Genomic DNA, 18,864 nt, shown 5'->3' on the forward strand with positions numbered 1-18,864 from the left:
CTTAGGCCTTCTTCCAGCGCAGAATCGGCTGGCGGGCGGCCTTGGTCTCGTCGAGGCGGCCGACCGGCGTCGTGTGCGGCGCGGTCTTGACCTTCTCGGGATCCTTGTCCGCTTCGGCGGCGATTTCCTTGAGCGTCTCGATGAACCGGTCGAGGGTCTCCTTGCTCTCGGTCTCGGTCGGCTCGATCATCAGAGCCTCGTCGACGATTTGCGGGAAGTAGACCGTCGGCGGATGGACGCCGTAGTCCAGGAGCCGCTTGGCGATGTCGAGAGTCTTGACCCCGTTCTTCTCCTTCTGCCACTTGCCGGAGGCCACGAACTCGTGCTTGCAGATGCGGTCGTACTTCATCCAGTAGTACTTCTTGATGTTCGCCATGATGTAGTTGGCGTTGAGGACCGCGTCCTGGCTGGCCGCCTTGAGCCCGTCCGGACCCATCGCCCGGATGTAGGTGTAGGCCTTGACGATGACCCCGAAGTTGCCGTAGAAGGTCTTCGTCTTGCCGATCGACTGCGGGTGGTTGTAATCAAGGGAGTACTTCTGGCCGTCGAACTCCACCGTCGGCGTGGGCAGGAAGGGGACGAGCTCCTTCTTGACGCCCACCGGACCCGACCCCGGGCCGCCGCCGCCGTGCGGGGTGGCGAAGGTCTTGTGGAGGTTGAGGTGGCACACGTCGAAGCCGGCGTCGCCCGGGCGGGCGTAGCCCATGATCGCGTTGGTGTTGGCCCCGTCGTAGTAGAGGAGGCCGCCGGCCTTGTGGACCAGGTCGGCGATGACGTGGATGTTCTCGTCGAACAACCCGAGGGTGTTCGGGTTGGTCAGCATCAGGGCCGCGACCTGGTCGTCGAGGACCGACTTCAGGGACTCGAGGTCGACCCCGCCGCGCTCGTTCGAGTGGACCTGGACGATCTCATAGCCGACCATGGCCGAGGTCGCCGGGTTGGTGCCGTGGGCCGAGTCGGGGACGATGACCTTGGTCTTCTTGTGGCCCTTGGCTTCGTGGTAGGCCCGGATGATCTGGATCCCGGTGAACTCGCCGTGGGCGCCGGCCGCCGGCTGCAGGGTGACCCGGTCGAAACCGCTGATCTCGGCCAGGTACTTCTCCATGTCATAGAGCAGCTTGAGGCAACCCTGGACGAGCTCGTCCGGCCCGTAGGGATGGACGTCGTTGAACCCGGGGAGGGCGACCACCCGCTCGTTGATCTTCGGGTTGTACTTCATCGTGCACGAGCCGAGGGGATAGAAGTCGACGTCGACGCCGTGCTGGATGCGGGACATCCGAACGAAGTGCCGGACCACGTCGATCTCGCTGACCTCCGGGAGGTCGGGGCCTTCGGCCCGGGTCATGCCCGCCGGGAGCAGCTTGGCATCGTCTTCCCGCGGGACGTCGAGGGCCGGCAGAGAATAGGCCGTGCGGCCCTTCCGGCTCATCTCGAAGATGAGGGGTTCAGTGCTCACTTAAGTCCCCCCAATCCCGCCGCGAGGGCGTCGATTTGGTCCTTCGTCCGCAGTTCGGTGACGGCGACGAGGAGGTGATTCTTGTAGGCCGGATAGAACCGACCCAGGTCGAGGCCGGGGAGAATGTTCTTCTTCATCATCTCGGCGGTAATCTTCTCCGGGGCGACCGGGGTCTTGACCGCGAACTCGTTGAAGAACGGGGCCTTGAAGGCCAGCTCGTAACCCTTCTGCGCGGCGATCTGCTTGGCCGCGTAGTGGGCCTTCTGCAGGCAGAGCTCGGCCACGTCGTGCAGCCCCTGCTTACCCATGGTCACCAGGTAGACCAAGGCGGCCAGGGCGTTGAGGGCCTCGTTGGAGCAAATGTTCGAGGTCGCCTTCTCGCGGCGGATGTGCTGCTCACGGGTCTGGAGGGTGAGGACCCAGGCCCGCTGGCCGCGGACGTCGGTGGTCTGGCCGATGATCCGCCCGGCCATCCGGCGGACGTACTTCTCCTTGCAGGCGAAGAAGCCGAGGTACGGGCCGCCGAAAGCCATCGTGTTGCCGAGGGGCTGGCCCTCGCCACAAACGATGTCGGCGCCGTAATCGCCCGGCGCTTTCAGGACGCCTAGGGAGATCGGGTTGACCGAGGTGACGTACAGGGCGCCCTTGGCGTGGGCGACCTTCTCGATCTCCTCGACCGGCTCGAGGCACCCGAAGAAGTTCGGGTTGGCCACGATCACCCCGGCCGTCCTATCGGTGACCAGGGAGGCGAGCTTGTCCGGGTTGGTCTGGCCGCCCTCGGTCGGAGCGACGATGACCTTGACGTCCTGGCCCTGGATGTAGGTCGCCAGGACGGCCCGGTATTCCGGATGGACGGCTTCAGAGACGACGATCTCCTTGCGGCCGGTGACGGCGCAGGCCATCAGGGCCGCTTCGGCCACGGCGGTGCCGCCATCGTACATCGAGGCCTGAGCGACGTCCATCCCGGTGATCTGGCAGATGACCGTCTGGTACTCGAAGATCGACTGAAGCACGCCCTGGCTGACTTCGGGCTGGTACGGGGTGTAGGCGGTGTAGAACTCATTCCGAGCCAGGACCATCGGGACAGTGCTCGGAACGAAGTGGTCGTAGACCCCGCCTCCCAGGAAGCAGGCGTATTTGTCGGTGGTGCCGTTGGAGGCGGCCAGCTTGGAAAGGTGCGCGAGGAGCTCCGGCTCGGAGAGGGCCGCCGGCAGCTTCATCTGTCCCTTGAATTTGACCTCGGCCGGGATGTCGGCGAAGAGGTCTTCAATGGACCGCACACCGATGGACGCCAACATCTCACGGCGGTCTTCTTCGGTGTTCGGCAGGTACTTCATGTTAGGACTCCTCTTAGTGATGATGCTCCGCCTTGGCCTCGTAATCTTCGTAGGCCACGACGTCCATCAGGTTGTCGAGATCCTTCGGGTTGGTCAGTTCGATGACCATGATCCAGCCCTCGCCGTGCGGATCCCGGTTGATCAGGGCCGGATCCTCGGCGAGCTTCTCGTTGACCTTGACGACCTTGCCGGCGGCCGGGCAGTAGCAGTCGGAGACGGCCTTGACCGACTCGACCACGGCGAAGACGTCGTTCTGCTTGAATTCCTTGCCGATCGGGGGGAGCTCGACGAAGACGATGTCGCCCAACGCGTCCTGGGCGTAGCTGGTCAGGCCGACGGTGCCCTGCTTGCCGCTGACCTTAATGAACTCATGGGACTTGGTGTACTTGAAATCCTTCGGATACGCCACTTTCAGTTGCCCTCCTTGGCGCCTCGGGGCGCCGGGATATAGCGGACTCTGGGCCGGTTACTTCTTCCTCTTGTAGAACGGGGTCTTGACGATCCGCGCCTTAAGCGGCTTGCCGCGGACGATGACGTCGAACTCGTTGCCGATCTTCGCCTCGGCCACGGGGACGAAGGCGTTGCCGATGTTCTTGTTGAGGGTCGGCGCGAAGGAGCCGGTGGTGACGTAGCCGATTTCCTTGCCGTTCTTGGCGACCGGGTAGTTGTGCCGCGGGATCCCCCGGTCGACCATCTCAAACCCGACGAGCTTCTTCGGGAGTCCTTCGGCGACCTGCTTCTTCAGGGCTTCCTGGCCGATGAAAGGCGTCGGCTTGTCGACGCTGACGAAGCGGCCCAGGCCGGCCTCCAGTGGGCTGGTGTTCTGGTCCAGCTCCTGGCCGTAGAGGGGCATTGAAGCCTCGAAGCGGAGGGTGTCGCGGGCGCCGAGGCCGATGGGCTTGATCCCGAACTCTTTGCCGGCCTCCATGATCGCTTCCCAGAGCTTGTTGGCGTTCGCCGGATCGCAGAAGACCTCGAAGCCGTCCTCGCCGGTGTAACCGGTGCGCGAGATGATGCAATTGGGGATGCCGGCGACCTCGACCTTGCGGACGGCGTGGTAGTAGCCGAGCTTGGAGAGGTCGACCTTGGTCAGCTTCTGCATGGTGGCCGGGGCCAGGGGGCCCTGGAGGGCCAGCTCGGCGGTGTCGGCCGAGAGGTCGGTCACCTTGACCTTGGGGAACTCCTGGGCCAACTTCTGCATCCAAGCGACATCCTTGGCCGCGTTGGAGGCGTTGATGACCAGGAAGTAGTCGGTCGGGCCCCACTTCGTGACCATCAGGTCATCGACGGTGCCGCCGTTCGGGTAGAGCATGTGGGTGTAGAAGACCTGACCCTCTTCCATCGGGGTGAGGTCCCGCGAGACCAGCTTCTGCAGAAACGCAAGAGCCTGCTCACCAACGACCGTGGCCTCGCCCATGTGCGAAACGTCGAACAGACCAACCTTTTCCCGGACCTGCTTGTGCTCTTCCAGAATCCCCGAGAACTGGACCGATAACGCCCAGCCGCCGAAATCGACGACCTTGCCCCCGTACTTGAAGTGCATGTCGTAGTTGGGGGTTTTCCTGAGGTTATCCATATTGTCCAATCCTCACCTCCCTTTAAAGTTTGGGACGTTTGCCGGGACTGAACCTTGCCTTTGCGAAACTTGCAACCCCGTAGGGTACAAGCCGATCGGATGTGGGTGCGGGGGCTTCAACCTCGGGTGGGGCGGGGCATCGGTCGCCGATGCCTTCGCGGCCATGGGGCGCGTCGCGGCGGCCCACGCCGGCGCTCGGGCCGAACGTAACATGCCCCCCCGGGGGGCGAAAAATAAACAGAGGGGACGCCTGACGTAGCGCTAGTCCCCTCTGTCCTGTGACCTGAGAGATTCCCCCGTCAAGGGGATACCCCGTTGGTGCCCGTGGAGCCGTCTTGTGGATTGGTGATCACGGCTGACCGTGGGCTCTCCAGAGTTGGGTCCGGACGACGGTACGTTTGCCTGAGAGTTTCATCGCCCCTTCGCTGTGGGCGGCTTGCTCCTTCGGCGACCCGGCTGGGCTGGGTTCGTTGCGCGTGGACCATCATCTAGCCGGGCTCTCTCCCGAAGCCATCATACCCATTATGCAGTTTTGGACAATGGCAATCTCCGCCCATGGGCGGCCTGACTACCAAATTGAATTATATTCCCATGGCGCGGGCCGAGTCAACGGGAAAATTGGGCGGGCGGGCGCAAGTTGGCTCAGTCTGGTCGCAGCAGACTCCGAAGTTGCACCATTGTCAGCCACGGCCTTCTCAAGTGCAGCATCCGATGACAGTTGGAACAGACTAGCGCGATGTCGTTGATGCTTACCTCATGAGGTCCCGGGACTTCCGAAACCGGCAAGGTGTGGTGGGCTTCTATGAAGCCATCGCCCACAGGTCCGTACCTGTCTCTGAATGAGAACCCGCACACCTGGCAACGTAGGTTGCCATAGGGGTCTATCCCCTGCTCCTTGGCCGCTTGGGCCAGCCTGGGATTCCGTTCCACTATTCGGTGGGCTCGGAAGGACTCCTTACCCTCGGGAAAGCGCTCGTCATCCAGGTCACAGCCATCGACCGCTTCCATCCAAAGGCGCTCCAGCGCCGATGCGTGCTCCGGCGAGACCAGGTAGTTGGTTTCCGTTCTCATCCGGTGAATTCGCAAGGTCTTCAGGATAGGGTGCTGGAGCAGGAAGATTCTTTTGATCATGCTGGTGTCCGGTCTTACTTCGGTCACCTCAAGGGGAACCCGATAGTCAACCTCCTTCCATTCGCCCCCGATTCGCAACTCCGGAGCGTCATCGGCCACTAACTCCGGGGGTCCCATGACTCTGGCCCGAGCTACAATTCCGCCGCTGGATCGTTTCTTGCCGTCGCTCCGCCAGATGAAGATCTGGTCGTCCGGCCTGATCTCCTTGCGACATCTTGGCTGCGTAGCCCTCCACCAGATGTTCCTTCGGTCCCGCAGGTAGGTGTCAATCATGAAGATGTCCGGTCTGCCCTGGAATATCCACGTCGACATAATCTGCCCCCTCATGGGTCCTTGGTCTGTCCCGGACCCCAGAGGGTAGTATCTCCCTGTCTCCTCAGCGGTCACCGGGCTCCCCGACCCGCTGCTGTTCTGGGCAACAGCCTTCGCGCCGGCGGGAACCCTTACCGCTTCCTCTCCAGCAGGCTGGCGTCAGCGTGAATACGAAGCGGCGCGCTCGTGGTGATGAAGGCGAGGAAATAGAGGCGCGCGGGGACCACGGCCGAGAGGCAGACGGTCGGGTCGGCCAAGAGTCGGCCGGTGACCGGGTCACGGGCTGGACTGCCCGGCGGCGGGTTGAAAACCCTGACGGTGGCCGTCGCCTCACTCGCCTCTGAGCCCAGGCTGGCGGCCAGATTCGAGGCAAAATAGGTGCGGGTGGCGGACTCGGCCTCGGCTGGGTTGAGATAGCGCTCGCCCCTGGCCAGCCGGTCGAGATCGATCTCGCGGGCCCCGGCCAGGACGGCCATGTCCGCCGCCGAATAGGCACCCTGCCTTTGGACGAAGAGGACGCCGATGTCGATGACCAGTCCGAGGAGGAGCAGGAAGATTGGCAGGAAAAGGACGATCATGACCACCACCGAGCCGCGCGTGGCGGCGGTCCGGGTGGCCGAAGGCCGCGCGGCGACAGCCCTCGCGTTGGCCGGGGGCAACCGGGGGTCTGCGCCCGCCGTCATCTGATCTTCTCGCTGCGGGCGATGGTCACCGCTTCGAGCGGCACCCTCTCCCCCATCACCCCGCGGAGGATGGGAAAGGACGGGCGGTAGCCATAGGCCAGTCGAACGGTGATGGCCGTACCGTAGGTCGCCGTCCGCGGGCTGATGGTGATTTCGGCCAGTTCAGGGTCAATCTGACCAAGGGACAGTTGCTGGCGGATGCGGTCATAAACGACCGTCGTCGCCCCGCCCTCGATGGCCGCCCGTCTCGCCCCCTCCCTGGCCGCCGCCGCCAGGACCAGCTTGGCGTTGAGCATCAGGCCGAAATCGACCATGGCGAAGAGGATGGTCACCAGCAGGGAGACGACGATGACGAACTCGACCATGGCCGACCCGGCCGTGGACGGGCGGGTCGGGCTCGGCTCGGACCCAGACCCGTGATGCCCCACTCTTTCCCGGCCTCCTTAGGCGCTGGCCCGGATCTTCTCGATGATCAGCTCGAGCTTGTCCTGGAGGGCTTGGCCCAGGGCGGTCAGGGTGCCGATCAGGATTACTACGACGAGAGCCAGCAAAAGCGCATATTCCGTGCTACTCGCCCCTTCCGGCCCGGCCAGCCACCGCCAAGCACGGCGGGCCGCCTTCTCCAATGACGCTTTCATCCCCATTCCGGACTTCGGTCTCATCAGCCGATGTCTCATCATGACCCCTCCTCCTATCACCACTTTCCGTGGATGAAGGCCAAGAGATTGGGCAGGACGACGAAGATGAAGATGGCCGGCAGGAAGAAGAACACGGTGCAGAGACTCAGTTTCAAAGGTAGGCCGGCAATGAGCATCTCCACCTGTCGGCGTCTTTGAACCCTGACCGCCCCCGCCTGGAGGCGGAGGACCTGGGCCACCGGCGCCCCGAGGACGGTCGCCTGCTCCACCGCCGTCGCAAAGCCTCTGGCCGCCTTGAGGCCGGTTCGCTCGGCCAGGTTCTTCAGGGCTCTGGCCAACCTCACCCCAGCCGCCGCTTCGTCCAGGGCCCGTCTCAACTCGAGGCTGAAAGGCCCGTCGTGCCTGGCGCTGACCATCTCCAAGGCTCTGGCCAGGGGCAACCCGCTGGCCGTGGCGATGGCCAGCAGGTCGAGGACCGTGGGCATGTCGCTCATCAGTCTCCTTTGTCGGGCGACGAGTCGTCGCTTGTCCAGCCACCCGGGCAGTAGCCACCCGATGGTTGCCCCGACGAGGACCGCCGCCACGGGCAGGCCGCCGGTCAGGACGAAGGAAGCGGCTCCGGCAGCCAGCCCCCCGCCGGCGGCGACAAGGACCCGGCTCGGTGGGACAGGTGGTAGCGGGCGGGTCTTCTTGCCGGCCAGGCCGCCTGCTCGGTCCCCTGGGGAAAGGTGAGTCGATGGCGAGCCGGCCAATCCCAAACGGTCCAGGGCGCGACTCCGGGCCTTGGCCCCGGTCCCCAAGACTAGGGCCAGCGCGCACAGGCCCCACAGGGCAGCCGCCACGGCTGCCGGTAGGAGGCTGAGGACCATCACCACCCCCCGTCGATGTCCCCGATCTTGGTCAACCGGTTGACCATCCACCAGCCGATGACCCATAGCCCGAGGCCGACCCCGAGTCCCAACCGACCGGCTGGATAGGTCAGGAGAGGAAGCATGAGGTCGGGTTTCATCAGCCAGGTCAGGCCGGCCAGGACCGGCGGGATCATCGCCAGGACGACCGCCGATTGCCTGGCCTCGGCCGTTTTCACCTTCAACTCCTGCCTCAGGTCACGCCTCTCCCGGATGATCTCGGCCAGATTGGCGAGTCCCCCTCGGAGGTCCCCGCCGCTGGACCTCTGGATGTCGATAGTGTCGCAGAGAGTCCTGAAAGATGCTTGGGAGACGCGGGCACGGGCCCGGGTCAGGCATTCGTTCAGGGAGACGCCGGCGTTGAACTCGGCGACCATCCGCCGGAACTCGGCGGCCACGGCACGGGGGCATTGGCCGGACGCCATGGTCAGCGCCTGCACCAGCCCGGCCCCAGCCTCGAGGGCCGCGCTGAGGGCATAGAGGCTTTCCTCCAGATCATCCTCGTCGATCGCTTCCGGCGACCGCTCCCCCAGCCGGCGGCGGACGGCCGCCGGCAGCCACTGGACCGCCGGCCAGAGGCCGCGCGGCATGGAGCCGGGGACAGGCGGCGGGGGCCGTCGCCTCTTGGTTTGCAGTTGCTCCAAGAGGCGCCCCCCCGGGTGCCGCCAGAGTCCGCGCCCGGCGCCCAGCCCGATGATCAATCCATAGACGGCGGCGAACACCGCGGTTCCGGCGAGAAGCGCTTCGAGCATCATCGGGGCACCACACCCCCCGCCGCGCCGGCGGTCTCCTCATCGGGCAGCAGCGGCTCCGGAAGCGTCTCCCCGACGGCCTTGAACTTCCCCACCAGCCAGGCCGGGGCAATCGCCGGCCGGGCCACGTAATCACCGGTCAATCCCCCGCCGGGCTCTTTCCCGCTGATCGCAAAGGCGTAAACCGGCTTGAGCCCGACTCGGTCATAGCCGCCGGCACCGCCGGCCTTGTCGATCAAGGCGACCTCGGAGACCCGGCGAATCCCGTCGGCGTATCGGTCAATATGGATGACCACGTCCAGAGCCGACCTGACCTGGTCGACGATGGCTTGGTGGGGCAGGTCCTCCCCGGACATCAGGACCATGTTCCCCACCCGGGCCAAGGCGTCGGCGGCGGCGTTGGCGTGGACGGTCGAGAACGACCCGCTGTGCCCGGAGTTCATCGCCTGCAGGAGTTCGAAGGCCTCGCCCCCGCGGCACTCCCCGATCACCAGCCGGTCGGGTCGCATCCTCAAGGCATTCCTGAGCAGGTGGCGGATGGTCACCTCGCCGCGGCCCTCGGTGTTGGCCGGCCGGCTCTCCAGGGCCACCACGTGCTCCTGGGGCAGCCGAAGTTCGGCCGAATCCTCGATGGTGATGACCCGCTCTCTAGCCCCGGGAATGGCGCCGGCCAAGGCGTTCAAGAGGGTCGTCTTCCCGGCCCCGGCCCCGCCGCTGATTATCCCGTTGAGCCGGGCCCGGACGGCGGCGGCCAGGAAGGCCGCCATCCCCGGACTCATCGTCCCTCGGGCAACGAGGTCGGCCAGGGTCATCGACCGATCGGGGAACTTGCGCACGGTCAACACCGGACCGATCAGGGACAGGGGGGCGATGATGGCGTTGACCCGCGAGCCATCGGGGAGCCGGGCGTCGACGAAAGGCGAGGCTTGATCCAGGCGGCGGCCCAGGGGAGCGACGATTCGGATGATCAGGTCGAGAAGATGATCGTCATCCCGGAAGGCGACCTCGGCCGGTTCCAGTCGGCCCTCGCGTTCGACATAGACCTGACCCGGTCCATTGACCATCACCTCGGTCACCGACGGGTCGCGGATCAGGTGGTCGATCGGACCGTAGCCGACGATTTCGCTGACGATCTGTTCGCTTAGGGCGTCCCTGGTCAGCCTGCGAACGACCAGGTTTTCCTCCATCAGGATCCCGGCGATCAGACCCTTGAGCTGCTGTCTGTCCTCAGGCGAGATCCTCGCCGTGGCTAAGAGCTTGGGATGCCTGGCCAGGACCACGGACTGTAGGTAGCGGGTGATCTCTTCCGACGTCCGCGGCCGGTCCCGGCAGGCCGGTTCTTTGGAATCCAACGGGTTCTCGACTCCGCGGTCATGGCCGGTCCCCGTCTCCGGGATCGTCCCCGGCTCATCGGGTACCGCTTCTTGGCGCTCCAAGCGCTGCCTCAGCCCGGGTCTCAAGGGCCCCGCCTCCTCCCGGGGAGGGCCAAGGCCAAGCGATTCGGCCGAGCCGTCTCGGCGAAGATCGGGCAGACCTCGTTGGCTACTTTCATCAGCGACAGTGACACGGGATGCTGGCGGTGGGTCAGGACGGCAGGGATCCCCTCAAAGAGCGAGGCGTCAACGACCTTGCGGTCCTCGGCGACGACGGCGAGCAACCGGACCCCGAGGAAGGCCTGGGCCCCGGCCGGGGTGATCCGGCCGGCCGGGTCGGCCCGGTTCATCACCACCTTGAGCCGCTCGTCGAGGGGAACGTTCAACCGCTTCAGCAGGTCGATCAGGACCCTGCAACGGCGAAGGGAGGTGGCGTCCGGCGAGGTGACCAGGACGATCAACGAAGCGCCTTCGATGGCTTCATAGAGGAGGTCGTTGTCCGCTCCCCCCGGCGTATCAAGGATGAGGATCTGGAAGTCCTTTCTTGCTGCGGTAAGCAAGGCCTGAAGTTCCCGCGGTCCAAAGGCTTCCGAAAGCTCCGGGCGGGCCGGGCTCAGTAGTACGCGCGCCCCCGTCGGCCGGTGGATGACCATGGCCCCCAGCAAGGTCTCCTGGGTCAAGCCGTCTTTCAAGACAGGCATCAGTTCCTGGAGTCCCGGTCCATCGAGGAGGTCCAGGAAGAGCCCGGCATCTCCGCCGGCCACGTCGAGGTCGATCAGCCCGACTTTCAGCTTCGACCGCTCGGCCAGAGCGGCGGCCAGGTTGCAGGCGATGAAGGTTTTCCCCACGCCTCCCTTAGGACCGCAGACGACCACGACTTGCTGAGGAAGGACCTCGGGGACAGCGGCGACCCGGGGCGCCGGACCATTAGCCTGATCGGTCTGGGCGGCGATCCTCAGCCTCCGAATGTCGGCCGCCTCGCCGCCTCCGGCCCGGTCGCTCAGCCCTTCGGCGGGACCCCAGTTGGGTTGGTTTCTGGCCAGGGACACGGCGCCACCCCCCAGTTGTGGATCGGTAGCCGACTGTGGTTCACGTTCCCCCGACAAGGTCCTCCGTGGTGATCCCGGAGTCCTCGGTCCACGCCGGCTCGTAGCCGTCGATGGCCAGGTAGAGCAGGCCATCCTCGGCGGCCAGGGCGATGACCCGGGCCTCCGCCTCAGTGACGGCGACGATCACCCCGACCGGCAGGGCGTCGCCCGCGCCCGGCTTGGCGCTGCTGCCCCGTTCATCCCGGATGTCGAGGACCTCGAGACCGCGGGCCACTGTTCGACTGCAGTTCGTCCCGGTCTTTTGCTCGCTGGCGACGAAGATGATGTCGACCCTGTCCCCCACCCTGACCGCCCCGCCGGCCGCCCTGGCCAAGCTGGAGGGAACCAAAAAGGCCCGCTGGTTCGGCGCCAGCCGGCTGAGGAAACTGCCATCGCCCGCATCCCCTGAGACCTCGACGGTCAGAATCTGCTCACCGGCCACGAACGCCTCCAGGGCGAACTTGCCCACGACCTGCTCCCTGGCCACGGCAGCCTTCGCATGGGCGGCTTTGACCGGCAGGGCGAGGACCCGGATATCGTCGGCCTCGATCTTCTGGTAGCGGCCGATCTGTCCGGCCGCCACGACCACCGGGACCGTTCGCTGGACCCGAGCCAGAAGGTCGAAGGTCAGGCCTGAAGCCAAGAGCGCGGATACCACAGCCAACAGCAGATACCGCTTGGGGTTCAACCCCGCCACCTCGCGGTTTTCTGCGCGGGCTCTGTATCCGCGCTCGCAATTCGTCCGGTCCCTAGGGAAAGTCGGCCCGTTGCTCCGCTCGCTCGCCGCCGACGCCGGGCCCTCGTTTTCCGGGGCCCATCTCTTATGTCGTCTTGTGGCGAGAATTCGAGAAAACGGGGCTCTCCCGTTTTCTCCAGCGCCAACCTTCCCCGGGGGCTCGTGCTGGTAACGTCTTCCAGCAATTTCATTTTACTTCCTGCCCCTCGGGCTGTCAAAAGGAATGGTTCGACGGCATTCGGCACTCCTAGACAAGTCTCGACATCAAGGGCCTTGAAGCATGGATTGGTCGGACTCCACCGGTGTCGATAGAATCAGTCCCCAACCCGGAGAAAACCCGGCAGGAGTCCCGGATCGGACCTCGAAAGCCGGGTCCCCCTGAAAGGGGATGAGATGTCAGTGTCGCGCAGCCGACGCCTTTCGACTCCGGCCGTTGCCCTTGCGGTTTGGCTTCTTTATCTTGTCAGTCCCTCTCTGGCCATGGCCGCCCACCCCGAAGCCGGACCGTTTCCCACCCCGGCGGCCACCATCTCGACCTGGCCCAACTGGGCAGGCACAGCGGTGGCCGACCTCCGGACCGCCGGGATCGTCGGCGGTCCGGGAACCGACCCGCTCAAGCAGGTCGTCCCCATGGACGCAGCCGCTTCGCCGGCACAGGCCGCCGGGCCCATCTCCCGCGGCGATTTCATGGGCCTGGTGACAACCGCTGCCGGGCGATTCGCCCCCGATTGGCCGGCCGATCTGGCGGCCCACGGCGTCCTGGCCGGTCGGCCGGTGGAGGGCTTGGCCCTCAGCCGTGACATCAGCCGGGCCGAGGCCGTCGCTTTCCTTGTCAAGCTCCTCCGGACGGAGCCTGACTGGGAGACCCTCTGGCTCGGCCGACCTCCGCCCGGCGAGACGGCACCGGCGGCCGGTGGCCTGCCAGCTCACTGGTCACAGGAATACTTCCTCACCGCGGCCGCGCTCGGGTTGGTCCGCGGGTCGCCGGAGGCCGGCTTCAACCCCGATGCTTCCCTCTCTATCGTCGAGGCCCTTGTGTTGACCGATCGGCTGCTCCATTGCGGCGAAACCTGGCTGCCCGTGGACGCCGATTCCGGGGCCCTCCGCCCCATCACCTCGGCCGCGGAGAACCACGTCCGGGCCTTCGTCGGGGCCTTTGCCCGTGAGCCCTATGACTTCGGAGAGTTGCTCGACACCACCGCCGGGCAGGCCCGTGAGTTGATCGCTCAAAACCAGGACCACTACAAGCGGCAGTACGCCCGCGGCTGGCGGTTCAAGTTCGAACTCCTCTCCTTCCGAGCCGAGGTCACCTCCAGGTCACTTTATCTGGCGAAAGTGACGACGACCGAGAGGATGAGGGAATACGTCAACGGTAAGGTCTCGGAGAGCGAGTACGGCGACGAGATGACCCTCCGGCGCGTTGGCCCGACCTGGCTCGTGTGTCGATAGGACATCCGCTAAAAATGCGGGCCGCCGGCCCGCCAGGGAGTGAAGACCGTGAAGAGTCCACTCCGTCCAAGAACGGCCCCGGCTCTGGTTGCGATGCTCCATCGATTCCTGATCCTCGGCCTTGTCACCGTGACCGTCGTTGCTCCGTTCCAGGCCGCCTGGGCCTCCGGACAACGGGTGCTGCTCCGGACGGTCAACAACGTCCAGGACTTCGACGACGCGTCGGACGTCCTTAAGAACAACTACTACTCGGACATCGACAACGCCTTCAAGCAAGGCCTCATCAACGGTAAGGTCGCGGGTGACGGCCAGGTCCGCTTCTACGACCCGAATGCCCTGATCACCGTCGGCGAGATGGCCAACGTCCTGGCCCGCAACTACGGCGCCTCGATGGACCTGGTCGGGCAGGACGCGGTGAACTATCTGGCCAATCGGGGGATATCGGTCACGGGCACCCTTGGCCAGCCTGTCAACGTCTCGCAGCTCAAGGACCTCGCCGCCCAGACCGCCGGCAAGGCGGGCAAGGTCGACCTGGCCGTCCTCAGGGATGCCGCCAACGGGACCCTCGCGGCTGATGTCGACCAGGGCATCACCCGGGGGCACGCCGTCGAGCAGTACCAGCCGGTCCAGGTCGCCGGGGTCGGGGCGGCGCAGAACGGGCCGAAGTCCGAGCCGCCTGCTCCAACCCCGCCGGCCCTTCCCACCCCGCCTCCGCCTGCCGCTCCACCACCGCCGCCGCCACCACCGCCGCCGCCACCACCACCACCGCCGGTAGTCAACCCGACCATCATCGTCACGGCGACCGTCTCACCATCGCCGGTCAAGTCCGGCGGCGTCGTGACCATTACGGCTGCCACCAATGTCCCTCCCCGCCGGGTGGTTGCCAAACCACCGTGGGGCCCGTCGCTCGCCCTCAGCCCCACCGCCAACCCGCTGGTTTGGCAAGGCCAGTCGGCGGTGCCCCCGGACACGGCCGACGGCGACCAAGTCTTCGAAGTCACCGCCTACGGCGATTGGAATGTGGCCGTCTGTCGGGCGACCTGTCGCGTCGAAGGCGCCGTCCTCGACGACCATGCTTCGGTCATCACCGACTAAACGCGCGACCACGGTGAGGGGCGTCCATCACCCTGCGGGCAATACTAAGGACGAAGTCAAACCAAAGGGGATGGACTCCATGAAGCGTTCTTCAACCCATCGGTCGGTCATCGGGTTGCGCCGATCGTCTAGAATCAAGCCGCTTCTGGTGCTGGCGGTCATCCTGGCGGTTCTCCTGGGCATCGTCGCCGGCGCCGGATGCCGGCCGGCCGCGAAACCGCTAGCTACGAGCGTGACCCCGGAAAACCTCAGGTCCGTGCTGACCTCGGTCGAGGGGCAGGCGGCCTTCCGGGAAGCCTTCCTGACCATGTACCGGACCAGCGAGGGTCGGACGGCCTTCCGCGACGTCATACTCGACTTGCTCAGGGCCCCGGACACCAGGGAGGCCATCCGGCTGGTGATGGTCGATGCGCTGACCTCGACGCCCGGACGTGCTGCATTGGCCCAGGCCTTGGGGTCGGCCGAGGTGCGTCCGGTCCTGGCCTCGGTGGTCACCGACGTCCTATCGACATCCAGGTTCCAATCGATCATCAGAGGCATGGTAAATGCAGCCGTGCAATCGATGATCCCCAAGGCCACCACCCCAACCCCGTCACCAACCCCCGGCGGGTCCACCGGCTCCAGCCGGTAGGAGGGATCGTACCGCGCGGGCCGGGGCCCCGTCCAAAGCCGACCATGGAAGAAAGCCGACCGGGACTCCCCACGGGAGAACCCGGTCGGCTTCGCGATTTCCCAAGCCTCTAGACGCTCGACGGCCCCCTTGCCCAGACCTATCCCTTGGTCGTCCCATCCCCGGTCGCCGCCACTTCCAGGCTGGCCTCCTTCTCCAGGACGGGCAGGTCGGCGGCAACAAGGTCGGGGTACTTGAGGCCTGAGCCGGTGTTGAGGACGACGACGCGTTCGCCCGGCCCGAGGATTCCGTCCTTGACCAAGCGCGGGAGGGCGGCCACGGCGGCCGCGCCCTCCGGGCAGATCAGCATCCCCTCGGTCCGCGCCACCAGGCTCATCGCCTTGAGAATCTCCTCGTCGGACACGGCCACGGCCGTCCCGCCGGTCCGCCGCACGGCATCGAGGACGAGGAAGTCGCCAAGGGCCTTGGGCACGCGGATCCCCGCCGCCAGGGTTTGGGCGCCGACGCAGAACTCGGAAGCCTCCTTGCCCTCACGGAAGGCCCGGATGATCGGCGCGCACCCCTCGGCCTGGACCGAGATGAGCTTCGGCCACTTCCCCTCGATCCAGCCGACGGCGGCCATCTCCTCGAGGGCCTTGTAGATGCCGATGATCCCGACCCCGCCTCCGGTCGGGTAGAGGATGGCGTCCGGCAGCTCCCAATCGGACTGCTCGGCGATCTCGAAGCCCATGGTCTTCTTGCCTTCGATGCGGTAGGGTTCCTTGAGGGTGGAGGCGTCGAACCAGCCCTGGGCCTTGGCCGCCTGCCCGATGATCTTGCCGGCGTCGGAGATGAGGCCCTTTACCAGATAGGTCACGGCGCCGGTGGCCACGCACTCCTTCTTGGGCAGGTCCGGCGCATCGATCGGCATGACCACGTACATGGTCAGGCCGGCTTTGGCCGCATAGGCGGCCCAGGCCCCGCCGGCGTTACCGGCCGTGGGCATGGCCACCGTCCTGATCCCGAGCTCGCGGGCCATGGATACGCCCACCGCCGCCCCGCGGGCCTTGAAGCTGCCGGTCGGGTTAAGCCCCTCGTCCTTGATGAAGAGTCGCGGCAGCCCTACGGCTTGTCCCAACCTGGGTGACGAAAGCATCGGGGTCATCCCCTCACCGAGCGTGACGATGCTTTCATCGTCCCGCACCGGCAGGAACTCGCGGTAGCGCCAGAGGTCGGAACGGCGCGACTTGATGGCGTCCCGTCGGACCTTGCCTCCGATGGCCTTCAAATCGTAGCGGGCCAGGAGGGGCGCCCCGCAGTCACAGACGTTCCGGGGCTTCTCGGGCGTGAAGGTCTTGCCGCACTTCGGGCACTCGAGATGGGTCAGGAAGGTCATCGGCTTGTCCTCCCGGTGGTCAGGATGTCGGCGGCAGGGCGGCAGTGATCAGCGGCTTCAGCCGTAGCGCTGAACATCACAGCAGCAATCGTAGTAAGCCGCGCCGTGACCGAGGTCGGTCTCGCGGTCGGCGGTCAGCAGGTTGACCGCCTCACCGGCGGCCAGGGAGCCGCCGGCGTAGATCAGGGCCACATCGTTACGGAGCCCGCCGTTCACCCTGACCCTGGCGCGGACCTCGCCGCGGGGCGAGACCACCCGCACCGGCTCGCCGTCGGCCAACCTACGGCCCTCGGCGAAGCCGGGCGAGACCTCGACCTCCAGGCCTCGACCGCGAGAGACCCGCATGTAGAATTGCGAGTTCAAAGTCTCGCGGTGGCGCGGGGTGATGAGCTGCAGTGGGAATTCGGCGCCGCCCGAGGATTCGCGATCCGCGCGACCGCGCCCCGCCCGGTCGCGCCCGACCCACTCGACCGGTTCGGCAAAGCCCGGCAAAGGGTCGTGACCGTCGGCCGCGGCCCTCGACGAGGCGAACTCGAAGCGCCCTGAGGGCGTCTTGAACTGTCCGTCGGCCCATGGCACGTCCGCGGCGAAGGGGTTACGGAAGGACGTCCCCCTGACCTCGGCCGCCCTCACCCCGGCCTCGGCCAGGCGGGCGAAGTAGGCTTCAATCCATTCCCCCGCGGAGCGGGAGAGTTCATCGCCAAAACCCAGCCGACCGGCGAGGGCCGAGTAGATGGTCAGGTCGGAGCGGGCCTCTCCGACCGGGGCGACGACCGACACCCCGTAGGTGATGTGGTTGTGCCAGGAGCAGAAGCAGACGTCCTCCTCCTCGAAGGGGGTCGTGCAGGGGAGGACGACATCGGCCTGAGCGGCCGTGTCGGTGAGGGTGAGGTCGACGACGACCTTGAAATCGACCGTCCCCAGGGCGTCGAGGAGCCGGTTCGTGTTCGGCGATTGGGCGACCGGGTTGGAGCGGGTGACGAAGAGGGCCTTGATCGGCGGGTCCTTGGCCGCCAAGATCTCCGCGCCGAGCCTGGCCCGGACCAGTCCGCGACGGGCGGTCGCCCGGTCGCCGGCTCCGAGGTCGGGAAAGGCGCCGTCCGAAGCACGGTTGGCGTAGTTCACCCCGCCCCCGGCCCGGCCGATGTTGCCGGTCAGGGCTCCGAGGGCGTCAATCGCCCGGATGGCCGCCCCGCCGTTGGCGTAACGTTGCAGGCCGTAGCCGAGGTGGATGGCCGCCGGCTTGGTCTCGGCGTAAAGGCGGGCCAGGTCACGAATGACCTCGGCGGGAACGTCACATAGGTCGGCCGCCCTCTCCGGAGGGTATTCCGCAGCCAGGGCGGCGAACTCCTCGAACCCCTTCGTCCTCGCGGCGATGAATTCCCGGTGCAGGAGGCCCTCCTCGATAATCGCCGAGGCCATCCCCAGGGCCAGGGCACCGTCGCTGCCGGGTCGCGGCGCTATGTGCTGATCGGCCAGGGAAGCCGAGGCCGTCCGCACCGGGTCGATGAGGACCACCCGAGCCCCGGCCGTTCGGGCCTTCTTGATCAGCGGGACGAAATGAGGGCTCGTGAAAACCGGGTTGCGGCCCCACAGGATGAGCAGCCGTGAGTTCGGGGTATCAGCGGGATCGTGGCCGAGGACATCGCCGAAATCATACTTCTGGGCGGCGATGCCGCCTCCCCAGCACAGGCTGCCGACCGGCAGGGTCACGCCGCCGAAGAGGTTCCAGAAACGACGCTCGAGGCTTTTCAGGAGGCCACCGGCGCCGGCGTCGTAGTTGAGCAGGATGCCCAACGGGCCATAGCGGCGCTTGACCTCCGTCAGCCGCTCGGCCACCAGGTCGAGGGCGGAATCCCAGGACGCCCGCTGGAAGGCGGCGCCCGGCGCCGGCCGGACCAGCGGGTACAACAGACGGCTCGGGGAATACAGCCGCTCCAGTTGTCGCTGGGCCTTCGGACAGGCGAAGCCGGCGGTGATCGGGTGATCGGGGTCGCCCCGAACGGCAACCGCCCGCCCATCCTCGACATCGACCAGGAGCGCGCAGGCATCCCAGCAATCGAGGGGGCAGGCGGTTCTGATCGTCTCATGCTTCCCGGCCACGGCGCCACCTCCGCCGGGCCGCTACCACTCTCAGGCCGGCCCAGCTTACCCCACATTTCTGACCACATTATATCAAATGAGGTCAGGACGGCCAACGGTTTTCTGGTCCGACGAGGTAGTTAATCAAAAAGGTCGACCACCAGGCCGACCCCGTCCATCCAATATCGTGTGCAGCCCCGGCCGCTATCGCGTGCAGCCCCGGCCGCTCCCTAAGCCGTGTT

18 protein-coding genes and 1 riboswitch are annotated in these 18,864 nt (G+C 66.2%); of the genes, 3 read left to right on the forward strand and 15 right to left on the reverse strand.

The genetic code is table 11. The annotated features are described in order from the left end of the window. Position 1: 1 nt before the first annotated feature. From gcvPB to cpaB, 13 genes are all read right to left on the reverse strand, one after another. A complete protein-coding gene (gcvPB, locus tag VGL40_15095) occupies positions 2-1,429 on the reverse strand; it encodes an aminomethyl-transferring glycine dehydrogenase subunit GcvPB (protein ID HEY3316588.1) in 1,428 nt (475 codons plus the stop codon). Positions 1,430-1,452: 23 nt separating this feature from the next. After that, complete coding sequence (gene gcvPA / locus VGL40_15100) at positions 1,453-2,793, reverse strand: aminomethyl-transferring glycine dehydrogenase subunit GcvPA (protein HEY3316589.1); 1,341 nt, start codon at positions 2,791-2,793, stop codon at positions 1,453-1,455. A gap of 13 nt (positions 2,794-2,806) precedes the next feature. Beyond that, complete coding sequence (gene gcvH / locus VGL40_15105) at positions 2,807-3,202, reverse strand: glycine cleavage system protein GcvH (GenBank protein ID HEY3316590.1); 396 nt, start codon at positions 3,200-3,202, stop codon at positions 2,807-2,809. Between the two features lie 57 nt (positions 3,203-3,259). Continuing rightward, entirely contained in the window at positions 3,260-4,369 is a 1,110-nt protein-coding gene (gene gcvT, locus VGL40_15110) for a glycine cleavage system aminomethyltransferase GcvT (GenBank protein ID HEY3316591.1), read from the reverse strand. Positions 4,370-4,749: 380 nt separating this feature from the next. Further along, positions 4,750-4,886: riboswitch (glycine riboswitch) on the reverse strand. A gap of 125 nt (positions 4,887-5,011) precedes the next feature. Then, a complete protein-coding gene (locus VGL40_15115) occupies positions 5,012-5,812 on the reverse strand; it encodes an HNH endonuclease (protein ID HEY3316592.1) in 801 nt (266 codons plus the stop codon). A gap of 131 nt (positions 5,813-5,943) precedes the next feature. Next, positions 5,944-6,495: a pilus assembly protein TadG-related protein gene (locus tag VGL40_15120; GenBank protein ID HEY3316593.1), complete on the reverse strand. Its 552-nt coding sequence runs from the start codon at positions 6,493-6,495 to the stop codon at positions 5,944-5,946. Beyond that, complete coding sequence (locus tag VGL40_15125; protein ID HEY3316594.1) at positions 6,492-6,923, reverse strand: TadE/TadG family type IV pilus assembly protein; 432 nt, start codon at positions 6,921-6,923, stop codon at positions 6,492-6,494. Before VGL40_15125 ends, VGL40_15120 begins: the two co-directional genes overlap by 4 nt. 15 nt (positions 6,924-6,938) lie before the next feature. Then, positions 6,939-7,175: a Flp family type IVb pilin gene (locus tag VGL40_15130; GenBank protein ID HEY3316595.1), complete on the reverse strand. Its 237-nt coding sequence runs from the start codon at positions 7,173-7,175 to the stop codon at positions 6,939-6,941. A gap of 14 nt (positions 7,176-7,189) precedes the next feature. Continuing rightward, positions 7,190-8,002: a type II secretion system F family protein gene (locus VGL40_15135; GenBank protein HEY3316596.1), complete on the reverse strand. Its 813-nt coding sequence runs from the start codon at positions 8,000-8,002 to the stop codon at positions 7,190-7,192. Then, entirely contained in the window at positions 8,002-8,796 is a 795-nt protein-coding gene (locus VGL40_15140; protein HEY3316597.1) for a type II secretion system F family protein, read from the reverse strand. Before VGL40_15140 ends, VGL40_15135 begins: the two co-directional genes overlap by 1 nt. Further along, the gene (locus VGL40_15145; protein ID HEY3316598.1) at positions 8,793-10,253 is read right to left on the reverse strand and encodes a CpaF family protein; all 1,461 of its coding nucleotides are present in this window, start codon (positions 10,251-10,253) and stop codon (positions 8,793-8,795) included. The genes VGL40_15140 and VGL40_15145 overlap by 4 nt, the downstream gene beginning before the upstream one ends. Beyond that, entirely contained in the window at positions 10,250-11,215 is a 966-nt protein-coding gene (locus tag VGL40_15150; GenBank protein HEY3316599.1) for a P-loop NTPase, read from the reverse strand. The genes VGL40_15145 and VGL40_15150 overlap by 4 nt, the downstream gene beginning before the upstream one ends. Positions 11,216-11,255: 40 nt before the next feature. After that, positions 11,256-11,942: a Flp pilus assembly protein CpaB gene (gene cpaB / locus VGL40_15155; protein ID HEY3316600.1), complete on the reverse strand. Its 687-nt coding sequence runs from the start codon at positions 11,940-11,942 to the stop codon at positions 11,256-11,258. 609 nt (positions 11,943-12,551) lie between these two features. Between cpaB and VGL40_15160 the strand changes: the two genes are divergently transcribed. The 3 genes from VGL40_15160 to VGL40_15170 all read left to right on the forward strand — a co-directional run bounded on the left by VGL40_15160 (position 12,552) and on the right by VGL40_15170 (position 15,165). Next, positions 12,552-13,439, forward strand: coding sequence for a hypothetical protein (locus VGL40_15160; protein HEY3316601.1), 888 nt, complete (start codon positions 12,552-12,554; stop codon positions 13,437-13,439). Positions 13,440-13,487: 48 nt separating this feature from the next. Then, the gene (locus VGL40_15165; protein HEY3316602.1) at positions 13,488-14,534 is read left to right on the forward strand and encodes a hypothetical protein; all 1,047 of its coding nucleotides are present in this window, start codon (positions 13,488-13,490) and stop codon (positions 14,532-14,534) included. 79 nt (positions 14,535-14,613) lie between these two features. After that, a complete protein-coding gene (locus tag VGL40_15170) occupies positions 14,614-15,165 on the forward strand; it encodes a hypothetical protein (GenBank protein HEY3316603.1) in 552 nt (183 codons plus the stop codon). Positions 15,166-15,304: 139 nt separating this feature from the next. On the opposite strand, the gene VGL40_15175 is transcribed toward VGL40_15170, so the two are convergent. Continuing rightward, complete coding sequence (locus VGL40_15175; protein HEY3316604.1) at positions 15,305-16,540, reverse strand: threonine synthase; 1,236 nt, start codon at positions 16,538-16,540, stop codon at positions 15,305-15,307. A gap of 57 nt (positions 16,541-16,597) precedes the next feature. After that, positions 16,598-18,643 carry a molybdopterin-dependent oxidoreductase gene (locus VGL40_15180; protein HEY3316605.1) on the reverse strand — a complete coding sequence of 682 codons (2,046 nt, stop codon included), beginning with the start codon at positions 18,641-18,643 and terminating at the stop codon, positions 16,598-16,600. Between the last annotated feature and the right edge of the window lie 221 nt (positions 18,644-18,864).

Source organism: Bacillota bacterium (assembly GCA_036504675.1).
In the GTDB taxonomy this organism is placed as follows: domain Bacteria; phylum Bacillota; class Sulfobacillia; order JAJYWN01; family JAJZPE01; genus DASXUT01.